The sequence below is a fragment of the Fluviicola chungangensis genome (assembly GCF_007558725.1).
In the GTDB taxonomy this organism is placed as follows: domain Bacteria; phylum Bacteroidota; class Bacteroidia; order Flavobacteriales_D; family Crocinitomicaceae; genus Fluviicola; species Fluviicola chungangensis.
In genome coordinates, this window is the sequence record NZ_VLPL01000007.1 from 86,496 (window position 1) to 102,672 (window position 16,177).

The following is a 16,177-nucleotide window of genomic DNA, read 5'->3' on the forward strand; positions in this document are numbered from 1 at the left end:
TATTAAAACTAATTATTCCTATCTCTATGTAATTTCACTTGCACCCTAAATTAGAAACAATGAAAAAAAATTACCTTTTAGCCACTTTATTGCTTTTAAGTGGATCTTTGTCCGCTCAATCACTCAACCGATCAGATATTTTTTTTCAACCCGGTGAATCGTATACCCGGTATTACTGTGATTCCATTGATCCCGGACCGGGTGGTAATGGCGTCACCTGGAACCTATCTTCTTTAAGTAGTTATGCTAATGAAACACAAATGGTTACGGATTATTCAGGAGCTACTTATCCAAGTGCAAGCATCCAAGTAGCTATCCCTTCATCAGAGGATTACTATCAAGTTTCCGATACACTTATTCAATTGGTAGGCAGACATTCTCTTGGTTTCCCCGGCTATTATTCGTTTACCGATGCTATGGATTATCTGAAATTTCCCATTACCTCCTTATTGAACTATTCAGACACGTATTCCTGCAATTATGTAAACAATATTGGTCATAGTATGTCAGAAACCGGTTCCATTCAACGCGAATTCTCAGGATCCGGAGTGCTGATTACTCCAATCGGTACTTTTACGGATGTCGTACGAATTAAATCCATACATATTCTCAGTACAACAGATAATACTAATGGGAATATTTATCCCGACACGCTCATTACCTACTATTGGTATAAAGCAGGAGTGCATCACGAGTTGGCAAGTGTCATACATGGAAACTCATTTTCAGGACCGTATGCCATTTCAACCTACCTGGATGTTCCGGCAGATTTAGGAATGGAAGAAAATCCTTCCATTCGGTTCTCCTTATTCCCTAATCCATCAGCCACATTCATAACCATTCAATCCGATGAGGTGATTTCCAAAGTAGAAGTATATCAACTCTCAGGAGAATTGGAAATGGGACAAACTGTGAACAGTACTTCTTCCCAAATAGATCTTTCCACTTTGAACGCGGGAATGTACCTGGTGAAAATATACAGAAAAGACGAGGCCGTTTCTGTGAAGCGCATTACAAAGAATTAACCGGTTTAAAAATCGTTGAGAAATCCTTTTCCCCCAAAACAGAAGGGTTTTTCGTTTCTAAAGAGAAAAACAATGTTCTTTTACAGTTTGTTTTAACCTTTCCTAACAAAAGCTTCTCTCGTCTGAAACAAGCATTGTCAATTTTGTTTCCTATTTTTGTTAGACAACATAAAAAATAATTGTTATGGCATTTGAATTACCAAAATTAGCATACGCATACGATGCATTAGAGCCACATATTGACGCTCGCACGATGGAGATCCACTATTCAAAACACCACCAGGCATACGCAACAAACCTGAATAATGCGATTGCAGGAACGGATTTGGAAGGAAAATCAATCGAGTATATTTTACAAAACTGCAAAGACAAGCCAGCTGTTCGCAACAACGGAGGTGGTTTCTGGAACCACAACCTGTTTTGGGAGATCATGGCTCCGAATGCCGGAGGAACTCCAACAGGAGAATTGGCGCAAGCTATCAACGACGCTTTCGGAACATTTGAGCATTTCAAAGATGAATTTTCAAAAGCAGGTGCTACCCGTTTCGGTTCGGGTTGGGCATGGCTGTGTGTTGAAGGAGGGAAATTGGTGATCTGTTCTACTCCGAACCAGGACAACCCGATTATGGGTGAAGGGTGCAAAGGGACACCGATTTTGGCTATGGACGTTTGGGAACATGCTTACTATTTGCATTACCAAAACCGTCGCCCGGATTACATCAACGCATTCTTCAATGTAATCAATTGGGATGCCGTTGCGAAGAAATACGCAGCAGCGAAATAATTAATCAGACCATTTTATAAAAAAGTAGGGCTGCAATTAATCGCAGCCCTACTTTTTTTACGTAAACAACGAACTATTGCTTCGTCACAACCAATCGTTTTGGTGCCGACTGATCCATGCGAACCAGGTAAACCCCTTGTTTCAAATTGCTGATATCGAAGCTTGTTTTAAAACCGCCTCCTGACGGATAAATTTCGGTTACCACTGCTCCGTCGATCGTTAAAATCTGAATCAGTTTCACTTCTTTGTCTGAAGTGATTTCCACGATCTTATCTGCCGGGTTCGGAGCTATGCTCCATTGCATTTCTTTGTACTCTTCCAAGCCCAGGTAAGGTGTGCCGTTGATCGTAATTCCTTCGGTGAGGATCGCATAATCCGCGTCCATCAGGATCCCTCCTGCGGGAACATCAAAGAATAAGGTATCCGTATGCGGAATGTATGGCACATCGACCAATAAATAATAGGAACCTGCTTCTACATGATTGATGGTATACGTTCCGTCTGAAGCGGTGTAAGCAAACCCTCTTGTTTCATGTGTTTGTGCATTTTTCAGCAACATCAAAGCTCCTTCAAAAGGCACATTCAGTGATTTTAGGTATGAAGTATCCACTACGATTGTTCCCGAAACGCTTCCGGATGCGCTTAATACATCCAGTGTATCCGCATTGATGTTGGCGCTATTTAGGAAACATGGCAATCCGATCGCATCTGCTCCTGTCCAGGTAGAACTGGTAGCAAAATAAAGCGGAACTGCTCCGGGGAATAACACCGGATCAGGTGTAAAACGCACGTGGTACAATCCTGTCGGCAAGCTGTCTGCTACATAACTTCCATTCGTTACATTTACCGTTTCTACCGGTGTGGCAACCAAGGTATCCTGAACGAAATTGAACACTTCCAGGACTCCTTCGGCCGGTTGTCCGTTTACGGTCAAACTTCCTGAAATATCGTTGTTTGCCTCTTGCTCGTCCAAAAAGATTGCAGAATCATAAACCCCATCGGAAACATCTGAAATAACCAATTTGATGTGGTAAGTATTTCCTACCTGTGCAAAGAATTTTGCCTCCAAAGGAACCGTATATGCATCGAATACAAAATTCGTGGAATTCATTCCAGTCGAATTGTCGACGTAATATTGCGAATTGACAAACTGGTTGATCGAATTGATCTCTACCGGAACAGTAGTTCCCGGCACATTGGCAATGTTCACAGGCACTCCCCCGTTCTCAGATACTAGGAACAGAAAGCGGTCCGTATACTGCGTATTCGAGTATTCCGGATATTCTTCCGAAGCAAAAATGTAGTTGAATCGAATCGTATCCGTAATGATCGGAGTAAAATCAAATTGGACGGAGACCGCATCGTAACTGTAAGCACCTTGCCCGGTGATATTCCCATATTGGATAATATCGTAATCCCCCGGCATGTTCATGTTGACACTTGCAAAACTTGTAGAAGGTGCACTGGACAAGTTCGGATACCCCGTTGAAAGCACCAAACCACTGTTTACCCCAAGGGATGAACCGTTTTCAAAACGGGCGATCTGGTTTTGTGTTCCCTGGAGACCTACATTGGTAATTCCCTGACATTGAACACCGAAGATATTCGTGATCAGTACTTCCAGGTCGGAAACCCCCGAATAGATTAATTGGGAATTGGAATAATTGGAATAAGTAAGCAGGAGAGCAATTACAAATGTAGTTTTCAATTGTTTCATAGCGCGGATTATTTTTCTTTCGACATGAACTAGACGCTACGTTCAGAAAGAAAGTTGCACTGCGTTTTTTTTAAACAACAAAAAAACTAGTTTACCGCTTCTACAGCAACGATCTCAGGAGCAACCTTTTTTACTGCTTCTTCCAATCCTGCTTTAATTGTCATGACACTCATGGAACAATCGCTGCAAGCACCGAGTAATCTCACCTGTACGACGCCCTCATCAGTAATATTAACCAATTCCATGTCTCCTCCGTCAGCAATCAGATGAGGTCTTAACTCACCCAGCGAAAGGTTAATCTTATCGGTTAATTCGGATTTATTTAACACCATCTTTTTGTGTTTTTATTGCTTTACGCGCTTTCAGCACGTTTACCTCTTCTACAAAGATACGCACTAATTCTTCAAATGCTAATGCAGTCGGTGTATTTTCCTGAAATACAGCAGGTCTGCCCACGTCTCCGGACTCACGCACGCCCTGAACCAATGGAATATGACCCAAAAATGTTTCATTCATTCCCGCAGCCAGATTTTTAACTCCGTCTCTCCCGAAAATGTAATATTTGTTTTCGGGTAATTCAGCCGGGGTAAACCACGACATGTTTTCTACCAAACCAACAATCGGAACGTTGATTGTGTCCAGCTTGAACATATTCACTCCTTTACGCGCATCTGCCAAAGCCACTTCTTGCGGCGTACTGACAATCACAACACCATCCAGCGGAACAGTCTGTACCAATGACAGATGAATATCGCCGGTTCCCGGAGGAAGATCGATCAATAAGTAATCCAGTTCTCCCCAGTATGCATCCGTAAATAATTGGGTCATGGCTTTTGCTGCCATCGGGCCCCTCCAGACAATCGCCTCATCATTCTGTGAAAAGAATCCCATTGACAAAATCTTGATCCCGTAGCTCATGACCGGATTGATCATTGGTTTTCCATCAACATCCAGCATCGTTGGGCGTTCTCCTACCACATCAAACATAGTCGGAATACTTGGTCCGTAAATATCTGCATCCACAATCCCCACCCGAAATCCTGCTTTCGCAAGCCCTCCGGCCAAATTCGCAGTTACGGTAGATTTCCCTACTCCTCCTTTTCCGGATGCAACGGCAATAATGTGCTTCACTTCCGGAAGGATTTTGCGATGGGTTTCACGCGCTTCGGAGGGCAGTCCTTTTACCATACACGTTATTTCAACAGACTCACCGAAAACGCGTTTCAGGTTAAACTCAACGGCTTCCTGCATCCGTTTCCGTGCATGCAGCGCCGGATTGGAAACATAAATCGTAAGGATTATTTTCGAATCTTCGATTTGCAGGTCTTCTACAAAATTAAGCGTTACGATATCTTTCTTTAAATCGGGTTCCAAAATGGTCCCCAATACTTCCAAAACTGCTTCCTTGGTCATGGTAATTTATTTACATTGCAAAAATAGCTATTCGTACGCGGAACTTTCTTAAAACAGGCAATTTTGTTACAGAATATTCCAGATTTGCATATTTCCGGCAGATCCTGCTGATTGCGCAGCTAACCTGTGAAGGGATTAAATCAAAAAGTCCCTCCGCCGAAGCGAAAGGACTTTCTGCACCATTGTTTCTTTTAAGCTTACGGTCTTCCCGTTGGTCTTGTCGGAGTGGTTATTGGTGTTGTTGGTCTGGTAGTTGGAGTTCCCGTGGCACCGGGTCTGGTTGGTCTGGTTGGATTGGTAGTTTTCCCACCGTTACCGTTACCGCTGCCATTTCCGTTCTCATCATCCACTGTTCCGTTCGTTCCACCGTTAGGGCCACCTGAACCTTGCCCCGGATTGGATTCATCCGTTCCATCCGTATTGTTTCCATGCCCGTTATTCCCGTTTCCAGATGGAAGGGCCGCATTGATCAAACAAAACTTCCTGTCTGATCCGCTTGCATTGGTTGCTGTAACAAGCAACGGAATGGAAAGGGTAGTCGCGGTAATATTAACCTGAAAAGAGAAGCTCAATACATTGCTCTCAATACTGGAAGTAAACACCACATTCTCCCCGTTGTATAGAATACTCACCTGGCTCGCACTGGATACGTTTTGAACCATTCCCGTTATCACTGCAGTCCCGATCTGGAATGTTGCAGGACAGCGATTTGGATTCTTGAAAGTAATCACAGGAGCTGGAATTACTTCCGGTGCATTGTAAATAACAATTTTGGAATCTGTTGCCGTTCCTCCGGGTGTAACTGCAGTTGCTACAATCACGTTTTGTCCCAGTACGTAAGTTGCATTGAACTTAATTCCCCCGGAAGCTTTGTACTCAAAGTTCGTCGCTACCCCGTTTAAAGTCACCGAAACCTGTGATGCTGAAGTAACACCTGTCGTTACGATCTGAACGGTCTGAGCAGACTGGTCTGTCTCCAGGGGCGACATGAAAGGACTGGTGATTTGAATCGTCGGAGCAGGAACTGTAATCACTTCGTTTCTTAACACATTAATCGTTTTACTATTCTCCCCACATTTGTTTTTGGAAAGGATCACAAAGGCATTTGCCCCAAGCACCAGATTTCGGTCCAAGCTAAGAACCCCTGTTTGCTGGTTATAGACGAATCCGATTACTTGTCCGTTTTGCGTTACTGTGATTTCCGACTGGTTTTCCACGTTTGAAACTGTAGCAGACAGATTAAATCCATCCGAAGTCACCACAGAGCCATTTGGAGTAGAGCTTTCTGTAATGGTAACAACAGGTGGTCTGCAGACCTTACGTGTTATTTTCCAGGTTACCTGTTGTGATCCACATTCGTTTCTCACATAAATAACAATCGTATGTTCACCTTCTGTTACTGCCATCGTTGCAGTAACTGTGTGAGAAGCCTCATCGTAATTGAACGGAATAGTCACGCCATCCAATTTACATTGGATTTGAGATGCCTGGCTTACATGGTTTACCGTTGCAGCCACTGCTACTGATTCACTTTCCGTGAGGATTGTTTCTGTTCCCGGTTTTATACGGATCACTTCAGGAGCAATACATGGAATCACTTTGGGTTCCATTACAACAACCGTTGTACTTGTTGCCGTTCCGCATGTATTAGTGGATTTAATCTCAATTGAATTGGACCCTTCAATCAAAGTCACCATTTTCTCCATCAGGGAAGTACCGGTATTGAAGGTTCCGGCAGATTGCAGGTTTCCATTCAGATATACTTCAACCTGGTTCACCGAAGTGATATTTGCAATACTTGCTTTTACTGCAAATTGTGCATTCTCTACGGTTGTATTTGGCGCAACCGGATTACTAAATGCAATTACAGGTTTGTTACATGGAACTTCAACTCTTTTGAAGATCACCGAAGTGGAAGCGGTGTGACTTCCTCCTGCATTCGTCGCAGTAATTTCAAAAATGTTGTTTCCTGCATTCAAGGTATGATTGAAAGTAACTTCCAAAGTAGCAGGGTTAAACGTCCAGAAACCAGGATTTACAATAACACCATCTTCTTTCAGTACAATCTGAGATTGATTTGTCACATTGGTTACATGCGCTCTCACAACATACGGTGCCAAAGAAACAGTTTGTCCCGGACTTGCCGGATTAATAAAGCTTACAAACGGCGGTGGAACAATTACATCGCGTTTATAAATAATCTGAGTTGCATCTGATGCCGTTCCTGCACTGTTTGTTGCCGTAATGACCACATTGTTTCCCCCCGCAATCAACGGAACATTCATAGTCAGCACTTTTGTTGAACTGGAATAAGTGAACGCGGAATATGGAGCACCGTTTAATGTTACCTGAATTTGCTGCTGGTTGTCAATGTTCAGAACAGTCGCTGCTACATTGCTTGTCGCTACGTTCACCGTTTGAGGATCCATAGCCGGATAAGTAATGGTTACTACAGGAGGCAGGGTCGGATTTGGTGCCCTGTAATTGATCACAGTTGTTTCCATATCCGAACCGGCAGCATTGGTCGCTGTGATTTCAATGACGTTTGCCCCGTTCACCAAACCGGTGGTGAATTCCATTAATTCACTGGATGCGGTATAGATGAAATTCGTTGAAGTAACTCCATTGATTTTCAAACCGATTTGGCTTGCCGTGCTTACAAAACGGACACGTGCTTTTACCGGATAAGAAGCATTCAGAGAAACAGCCGGGTTCAAACTCGGATCGATAAAAGAAACAATCGGAGGTTGAACAGAAACCGGCTTTCTGTAAATGATTGTTTGTGTTTCACTTGCAGTTCCCGCAGTATTGGTTCCCGTTACTGTAATAATGTTTGCCCCTTCTATCAGTGTTACCGGGAATGAAGCTGCACTGTTCACGAATGAGAAGTTGGTCAGGTTCGTTCCATTGACATTGACGTTTACACCACTTTGGTTTGTAACATGAAGCACGGACGCAACGACATTGTAGGTTGCGGATGAGGTCGTATACGGATCTACATTCGGACTGGTAAACTGCACAACCGGTGGCTGAACTGTTTCAACGCGTTTATAAATGATTGTTGTTTGCTTGGAATCAGTTCCATCCACATTGGCCCCTGTAACGCTTACTACATTCGCCCCTACTACCAAGGTCAGCGCCTCGGTTACTCCGTTTGATGCTGCGTTATAAGTAAAATTGGGCAGGTTGACACCATTCAGCGTCACTTTGATCTGGCTCTTCTGAGTTACATTCAATACTGTAGCATTCAGGTTAAATACCGCACTGGATGTTTCGTATGGGTTTGTTCCCGGATTGGTAATTGTTACAATCGGGGGTTTCGGAGCAACGCGGTTGTAAATAATAATCGTTGTAGCCGAAGCAGAACCTGCCGCATTCGTACCGATTACTTCAAACACATTTTGCCCTGGGTTCAGGATCACATTGCTGGTGAATTTGTCTGTCTGCGCATTGTATGCGAAATTGTTGTTGATCGTTCCGTTTTGCTTGAAGCTGACATGCTGAGCATCCGCAACATTTAATACATCCGCCGTCAAAGCAAACGTATTTTGGCTCACCGTGTAAGGGTTGATGTTCGGATTTACGAAATAAACTACCGGTGGCTGGATCGTTTGTTGCGGCTGGTAAATAATTGTAGCAGTTTCTGTATCCGATCCATACTGATTGGTTCCCGTCGTGCTCACCACGTTTGAACCTGTCACCAAATTCAATGTAGTAGCGATTCCTCTTGTCGAAGTATTGTAAGTAAACGTTACCGGGGTCCCATTCAAAGTCATAACAATCTGATCCTTTCCGGTAACGTTCAACACCGTTCCGGTTAAATTGAATACCGGGTTCTGAACGGTTGTCGGGTTCGATGCCGGATTTGAGTAAGTTACTACCGGCGGTGTCGGTGTTTCGCGCACATAATTGATCACCGTTTGGTCCATATCCGAACCGAAGTCATTTGTTCCTGTTAATTCAAAGGTATTCTGACCTGGAACCAGTGTTACGGTGCTTTGAAATTCCTGTGTGGAAGGGTTGAATGAAAAGTTGGTGATGTAATTCCCGTTTTGTCTGAAAACTACGTTTGAACTTGAATTCACATGCTGAATTCGTCCTCTGATGACATAGCTGCTTGAATTAACCGTTGTTCCGCTGGTACCCGGATTCGTGAAATCCACAACAGGAGGAGTTCTATCCGCTTGTGTCCAGTTCGGATTTGTAACAACCGGTGTGTGAGCTGTGTCCTGATAAGTAGTATGTTCATAGTGACTTCTGATATGGAATTTCAGGTAGACACTGGTATAATGATACCAATCATTGGCATATTTCCCTTTTGACAAGACGTGACCGTCGAAGTTATCAGCCAGTGTAAACGTTGTTTTGTGCTCGATTCCCAGTGAAACACCTTTCGCAATCTGGTATCCGATACCAATACCTACGCTTGGCATGAATTTTCCCATGCTTGCAGGTGAATTCAGGTCTGTATCGAATTTTTTATCCGTCATCGAATGGATTTCAGTTTGTGTATAAGAGCCCGATGCCAATTTGGTTGAGTCATAGAGATAAGTAAACCCGTCGGATCCGTATAAATCTCCTTTGGTGCGGTACCAAGTGTAACCAATACCTCCGAAAATGTAAGGATCCCAACCTGTTCGCTCTCTGAGCCTGTTCAAATGGATCGCCAATTCCAGGCTTAATTCATGCAGCCTGGTTCCGAAATTCAGCACAACCGGTTGTCCTGCGGTATTGTAATCCTGGTAAATTGCATTGGAGGAAACATTTGTTGAGTCGGTGTTGTATCCTTTCCAAAGTCCTGTCAAATAACGTAACCGCACATCAAAACTGATCGGTTTTCCATAGTTGTAGTTGAATTGACGTCCCAACACCAAACCATATCCCAGGTCCAATTTGTAAGGAACATCCGTTTTCGTCCAGGTGCCCCCAATGTTTAGCCCCCAAAACCAACGACTGTCATTGTCGTAGTTGACTTTTTCATTCTGAGAAAATAAGGTGGTAGTTAATAGCAGACCTACAATTAGCGTGTAAAAATATTTCATAGTCCAAAGTTTAATCTATTTTGTGCCCTAACCATTCCTATGCCAAAAAAACACAAAAAGGTTTCCATTTAACAAAATTGACGGGGCGAAACTACGAAAAAACGATTAAAATATCCCTGAATGTATTAGTTTTACAATCATATACGCATTTTTTGCACATGAATTTCAGGGCTGTTAAAGTATTGTTAATCTCATTTTTAAGTGTGACTTCCGGGTTCTCCCAGTTGACAAACGATGGATGTTCATCGGCAATCCCTTTATGTCCGAATGTTACTTTCTCCGGTTCCAATATCGGGGCAACCGCAACCGTTTGCCCGGATTGTGAAGACGACTTCACCTTTTGTTTTTCAGGAACAAATAGTGTTTGGTACCAATTTAACACCAATATAACCGGCGGCGATGTGACTTTTAATTTCAGCAATATCCTGTTTAACCTTCAGGCTACGCGCGGCACCGAATTGCAGGCTGCAATTGTTCAGGCAATTGTTCCGTGTGATGCGGCAACCTATTCATTGGTCAGCAACTGTGAAGCAGGTTCTGCGGGAGCTTTCAACTTAACTGCTCTCGGACTCCCTGCAAATACAACGTATTACCTCGTTGTCAACGGAGCCAAAAACGGAGGCGCTGTTTTGCCTGCTGAGGCTACTTTTGACCTGATCGGATCGGGAACAGGATTTGACCGTCCGCTTCCAACGATCTCAATTGGCGGACCAACGATTACCGTTTGCCCGGAAACGCCGACCTCATTCACAGCCTATTTGACCAATTGCACTGATACCAGTGATTTCCGTTGGTATATTAACGGAACACTGACTGCAGTAACCCATACTTCTTTGTGGATCACCAGTAATTTGCAAAACGGAGATGTCGTTTCTGTTGAATGCAGTTGTTTTGACATTTGCCCCGACACCTTAAACTATTTTTATCCTGCGGTTACAGTAGATCCTTTAACCGTTGACGCAGGACCCGATTATACCATTCAGGCAGGAAGCAGTGTGCAGATTACCGGTTCTTCAAATGGAACTGATTTTATGTGGAGTCCTACTCAAACACTGAATACTCCGTATTCGATTACAACCTACGCTACACCGGAAGAAACTACCATCTACACCTTAACTGCATTGGATTCAAACTGTTCGCTTTCGGATGAAATGACCGTGTTCGTTTCCAATAACCTGGACATTCCCGGCAGCTTCTCCCCGAACGGAGACGGAACAAACGATAAATGGGTTATTGACGGGATTAGTTTTTATCCCGATGCCCAAGTGGTTATTTACGATCGCTGGGGACAAAAAATTGCAGATATCGCGGGTTACAGCCTAACCAAAGCTTGGGATGGGACCAATAAAGGCAAACCTGTTTCGGACGGCGTTTATTTCTACTCATTGGACCTTCGCCAAAACAATGACACAAAACCGCTTAAAGGAAGTATTACCGTAATCCGCTGATGAAAAAGAACCTGCTTTGCATCCTTGTTTTAATCACTTTTTGTTCTTTCGGACAACAGGTGAGCCACATGTCGCAATGGATCCATCATCAATACGCAATCAATCCAGCATATACGGGAATCAAAACCTGCCTGGAAGCACAATCGACATTCCGGGGCCAATGGATTAAAGTAGATGGAGCTCCTTATTCCGGCTGGGTAAGCGTACACGCTCCCTTGCAGTCAAAAAGAAGAAAATTCCTGAGCGGAAGACATGGTTTGGGCGGAATGGTCTATTTAGACAACATCGGTCCGTTCCAGGATATCCGTGTGCAGCTATCTTATGCGGGACATTTCAACTTTTCACTTACCAACCGGTTATCCTTAGGATTAGCAGTAGGCGCAAGGCAGCTTTCCTTTGATTTGAACGAGGCGAAACCATTGACACCTGATCCGACCATTAACGGAAGCGCATCTCAAATCCTTCCGACAGCCACTTTCGGAGCATGGTGGAATGGGAAAAACTATTTTGCGGGTTTCACTTTATATGAATTGATTCCCCAAAAATGGAATGTGATCGGTACGAACGCAGGGTCGCAGATGCATGCAATGGTAACAGGTGGTTACAAATTCAACATCAACCCGAAAGTCGACGTATTCCCGGGAATGTATGTAGCATATACCAAAAACACACCCATTGAATTGCAAATCCACGCATTGGTCGAGTTCCAGAAGAAATTCAATCTTGGTTTGGGTTTAAGAAATACCGACGCGTTGATCGCCATGATTGGTTTCCGGTTCAAAGAAAAATGGAAACTGGGATATTCGTACGATTTTATTCTTTCCAAGATGCGACCGAACACCTTCCATTCGCATGAGATCACCCTTTCTTTTTCACCCTGTAAACAACGTGTCGAGAGCACTTCGGGGTGTGCTGATTTCGATTAAGTAACCGGGCTATTCCCATTTCACTGTTTATAAGTATCTCTTTCCCTTCTCTTTCCCGGCCGATTTCTTTCGAAATTTGAACATAAAGCATTTTTGAATGAAAAAACAACTTTCTATAATCGCATTAACTTGCGCATTGGCAGCATGCGTACCCGCAAAAAAGTACAACGAATTGCTCGAAAGAGAAAAGATTTGCAGCGAAGAATTGAGTAAATACAAAACTTCAAGTATCGAAAATGAAGGAAAAGCAAAGGATTTGCAGGTCATGGTCGATCAGTTCCGCAAAGACATTATTTCATTGAAAAAAGACACCCTCGAATTGGGGTCCAATCTTCGCTTCCTGCAAACACAATACGATTTAATGGTTGCACAAAATGAAGCTTATGAGCAAAAACTGGATCAATTGCGCATGAAGGGACAAAAGGAATCTGCCAATTACCAGGCGGATATTGATGCGAAGAACCAAGAACTCCAACGCAAGGAAGATGCATTGAAGACATTGGAAAGCGAATTGATTGCCAAAGAAAAATTGCTGATCGAACGGGAAGAACGTGTAACGGAGCTGGAGGAAATGATCAAACGAAAGGATGATGCCATGAAACAGTTAAAAACGCGCGTTTCGAATGCTTTAAAGGGTTTTGAAAATATGGGATTGACCGTTATCGAAAAAAATGGAAAAATCTATGTTTCATTGGAAGCCAAATTGCTTTTTGCATCGGGAAGTACAACTGTAGAACCTGATGGAAAAAAAGCATTGGTTGATCTTGCAAAAGTGCTGGAAAACGAGAAAGATTTGGAAATCATCGTTGAGGGACATACCGATACCGATAAATTGGCAAGTTCTGCACATCCCAAAAACAACTGGGAATTGAGTGTCCTTCGTTCGACGGCAGTTGTAGAAATCATGATCGGGAACAGTAAAATGAACCCGATGCAGCTAATGGCAGCAGGAAGAGGAGAATACCATCCGGTAGATCCGAAAGACAAGGCAAAGAACCGACGTATTGAAGTGATCATTTCACCGAACTTAAACGAACTCTATCAGATCCTGGAAGGAAAATAATTCCCCGGATGGACTTTCAATAAAGACACTCTTTTGGGTGTCTTTTTTTGTGAAATAATTCGTAATTTAAAATATCTATAGAAAAGGTCATTCACATGGAACAAACATTGGTCATAGGAGCTACAACGAAAGAGGATCGTTATGCAAACAGGGCGATTCGTGCATTGCGCAGTCATAAATATCCGGTAGTTGCTTTCGGGCAGAAAGCAGGAAAAGTAGAGGACATAGAAATTGAAACAGAATGGAACCCGAATTGGGATATTGAAACCGTTACGTTGTATTTAGGACCTCAAAACCAGGAAGAGTATATCGATAAGATCATCGCATTAAAACCAAACCGGGTGATTTTCAATCCTGGAACTGAAAATCCGGCATTTATTCAAAAACTGAGAGCTGCCGGTATCCACCCTGAAATAGCATGTACACTCGTCATGTTATCGATTGGAACTTACTAAAAACAAAAATCTTGCTCTTCTGCAGCAAGATTTTTGTTTTAATGCACCTAACCGCAAAGTGCAATGTGTTCCTTTAATGCATAAATCACCGTTTCTGCTATTAGCGTATAGAATGCATTCTTATTATCTTCAGAGGCCGTTTCCAATGCATTGTAATAACGAAGCCGGTTTTCCAGCTCTCCTTTTATATTTGCGATCGGATAACCATGCTGCATCAGAATGAGGTTCATGATTAATCTGCACGTTCTGCCATTGCCATCAATAAACGGGTGTATACGAACAATACGCTCATGCATTTCTGCAGCAAGAATAACAGGATGAAGTACCGTTTTGTTTTCTTTATAGTACACGAAGACTTCTTCCATAAGAGGATTAAGCAGATAGGGTTCAGGTGGCAAATGAGTACTCCCTGAAATACGAACACCGATTGCACGATAAACACCGGCATTTTCACGATCGATTCCTTTCAGAATTAAATAGTGGATTTCTTTTAAGACGCGTTCCGAAAAAACGGTTTTATTCTGAATAATTTCCCCCAGGTAAGTGATCGCTTCAGCATGATTAATGGCTTCTAAATGTTCCCGGACAGATTTCCCGCCGACAGTAATTCCATCGTTAACTACCAGGTAAGTTTCCTGTAAGGTTAATGTATTGCCTTCAATTCTATTGCTTTCATACGTATAATTCAAATTGAAATATTCTTCCATTTTTTGAAGCTGCAATTGATTCAAAGGGCGCTTTGACGACCAAATGCTCAATAAATCAGAACACTCCTTAAGCAATTCACTTAATTGGGAAGAAATAGCTTTCTCATGCTCGGTTTTGCTCTTGCGGTTATATTTAACCCGTTTCTCCGCAACTTGCATTGCCTTTTCAAACAAACGGCTGTCATCATCAAATAAAGCATATATCCGCTCACCTATCCAGGTTGCTTTGGTGTCATCTTCGTTTAGTTTCAAATAAGAGATTAACAACTGAAGATGTTTTTCAGAAGGTTGCCTTTCCCCTTTTTCATATTTATTTAATAAAGCGGTATCTATTCCTGAAAGATTTGAAAGTTCTTTCAAGGTGTAATTGAAACGCATACGTGCTTCCTTAAAAACAGATCCCAAACTCATTTTGACAAAATATTTATAGACAAATTTAGTCAATTTTTTCGGGTAAAAAAATCCCCGAACAAATTTCGGGGAACTTTTTACAATATCAACATCGCATCGCCGTACGAGTAGAACTTATATTTTTCTTTAATGGCTTCGTGATATGCCTCCATCATTAGATCATGACCACAGAAAGCAGAGATCATCATCAATAAGGTAGAAAGTGGTGTATGGAAATTCGTTACCAAACTATCTGCAATACTGAAATCATATGGAGGGAAAATGAATTTGTTTGTCCAACCGTCGAACGCTTTTAACATGTTATCCGTAGAAACTGAAGTCTCAACTGCACGCATGGAAGTTGTTCCGATCGCACAAACGCGCTTCTTATTTCTTTTTGCTTCGTTTACAATATTTGCAGCCTTCTCTGTAATAATTACCTGCTCGGAATCCATTTTATGCTTGGTTAAATCCTCCACCTCAACGGAACGAAAAGTGCCTAAACCAACGTGCAGGGTTACTTCTGCAAAGTTTACCCCTTTTAGTTCCAAACGCTTCAACAATTCCCGTGAAAAATGCAATCCTGCAGTCGGTGCTGCAACAGCTCCTTCTTCTTTTGCATAAATGGTCTGGTATCGCTCTTCATCAGCTTCTTCCACCTCACGCTTGATATATTTTGGAAGCGGTGTTTCTCCAAGTTCCGTAATTTTTGCTTTGAACTCTTCGTAAGGTCCGTCGAATAAGAATCTCAAAGTTCTTCCACGGGAAGTTGTATTGTCGATTACCTCTGCAACCAATGAATCATCATCACCGAAATACAATTTATTTCCGATTCGGATCTTACGCGCCGGATCAACCAACACATCCCACAAAAGGCTTTCGCGGTTCAATTCCCTTAACAGGAACACTTCGATCTTAGCACCCGTTTTTTCTTTATTTCCGTACATCCGAGCAGGGAATACACGCGTGTTGTTCATAATCATCACATCACCTTCTCCGAAGTAATTGATAATATCCTTAAACAACCGGTGCTCGATTTTTCCGGTATCCCGATGGACTACCATTAATCGTGCTTCATCACGGTTTTCACTTGGGTATTCGGCAATCAGTTCATCCGGAAGGTCAAAACTGAATTCAGAAAGCTTCATTTTATTCATACAAGCTGTATTTTATCTGCTTTAAATCAAAAGAGGGCAAAATTACAAAA

Annotated in this window: 12 protein-coding genes; 6 read left to right on the forward strand and 6 right to left on the reverse strand. The window is 42.6% G+C overall.

Annotated elements, in window-relative coordinates; translation table 11 throughout:
• The first annotated feature begins 59 nt into the window (after positions 1-59).
• Both FO442_RS13950 and FO442_RS13955 read left to right on the forward strand, forming a co-directional pair.
• On the forward strand, positions 60-1,025 hold the full coding sequence (locus FO442_RS13950; protein WP_144333823.1) for a T9SS type A sorting domain-containing protein: 966 nt from the start codon (positions 60-62) through the stop codon (positions 1,023-1,025).
• Between the two features lie 184 nt (positions 1,026-1,209).
• A complete protein-coding gene (locus tag FO442_RS13955) occupies positions 1,210-1,809 on the forward strand; it encodes a superoxide dismutase (protein WP_144333824.1) in 600 nt (199 codons plus the stop codon).
• Positions 1,810-1,882: 73 nt separating this feature from the next.
• On the opposite strand, the gene FO442_RS13960 is transcribed toward FO442_RS13955, so the two are convergent.
• From FO442_RS13960 to FO442_RS13975, 4 genes are all read right to left on the reverse strand, one after another.
• Positions 1,883-3,526 (reverse strand): choice-of-anchor L domain-containing protein, encoded by a 1,644-nt coding sequence (locus FO442_RS13960; RefSeq protein ID WP_144333825.1) that lies wholly within the window; start codon positions 3,524-3,526, stop codon positions 1,883-1,885.
• An 86-nt stretch (positions 3,527-3,612) separates the two neighbouring features.
• Complete coding sequence (locus tag FO442_RS13965) at positions 3,613-3,858, reverse strand: NifU family protein (protein ID WP_144333826.1); 246 nt, start codon at positions 3,856-3,858, stop codon at positions 3,613-3,615.
• Positions 3,845-4,939 carry an Mrp/NBP35 family ATP-binding protein gene (locus tag FO442_RS13970; protein ID WP_144333827.1) on the reverse strand — a complete coding sequence of 365 codons (1,095 nt, stop codon included), beginning with the start codon at positions 4,937-4,939 and terminating at the stop codon, positions 3,845-3,847. The genes FO442_RS13965 and FO442_RS13970 overlap by 14 nt, the downstream gene beginning before the upstream one ends.
• Positions 4,940-5,136: 197 nt before the next feature.
• Positions 5,137-9,981: a hypothetical protein gene (locus FO442_RS13975; protein ID WP_144333828.1), complete on the reverse strand. Its 4,845-nt coding sequence runs from the start codon at positions 9,979-9,981 to the stop codon at positions 5,137-5,139.
• Positions 9,982-10,139: 158 nt separating this feature from the next.
• Between FO442_RS13975 and FO442_RS13980 the strand changes: the two genes are divergently transcribed.
• From FO442_RS13980 to FO442_RS13995, 4 genes are all read left to right on the forward strand, one after another.
• On the forward strand, positions 10,140-11,429 hold the full coding sequence (locus FO442_RS13980; protein ID WP_144333829.1) for a T9SS type B sorting domain-containing protein: 1,290 nt from the start codon (positions 10,140-10,142) through the stop codon (positions 11,427-11,429).
• A complete protein-coding gene (locus FO442_RS13985) occupies positions 11,429-12,355 on the forward strand; it encodes a PorP/SprF family type IX secretion system membrane protein (protein WP_144333830.1) in 927 nt (308 codons plus the stop codon). The genes FO442_RS13980 and FO442_RS13985 overlap by 1 nt, the downstream gene beginning before the upstream one ends.
• A gap of 97 nt (positions 12,356-12,452) precedes the next feature.
• Positions 12,453-13,418 (forward strand): OmpA/MotB family protein, encoded by a 966-nt coding sequence (locus tag FO442_RS13990; RefSeq protein ID WP_144333831.1) that lies wholly within the window; start codon positions 12,453-12,455, stop codon positions 13,416-13,418.
• A 95-nt stretch (positions 13,419-13,513) separates the two neighbouring features.
• Positions 13,514-13,873 (forward strand): CoA-binding protein, encoded by a 360-nt coding sequence (locus FO442_RS13995; RefSeq protein WP_144333832.1) that lies wholly within the window; start codon positions 13,514-13,516, stop codon positions 13,871-13,873.
• A gap of 47 nt (positions 13,874-13,920) precedes the next feature.
• Here FO442_RS13995 and FO442_RS14000 read toward each other — a convergent pair whose 3' ends face one another.
• Together FO442_RS14000 and queA are read right to left on the reverse strand one after the other, a co-directional pair.
• Entirely contained in the window at positions 13,921-14,991 is a 1,071-nt protein-coding gene (locus tag FO442_RS14000) for a Fic family protein (RefSeq protein ID WP_186280133.1), read from the reverse strand.
• Between the two features lie 77 nt (positions 14,992-15,068).
• Positions 15,069-16,118: a tRNA preQ1(34) S-adenosylmethionine ribosyltransferase-isomerase QueA gene (gene queA, locus FO442_RS14005; RefSeq protein WP_144333958.1), complete on the reverse strand. Its 1,050-nt coding sequence runs from the start codon at positions 16,116-16,118 to the stop codon at positions 15,069-15,071.
• Between the last annotated feature and the right edge of the window lie 59 nt (positions 16,119-16,177).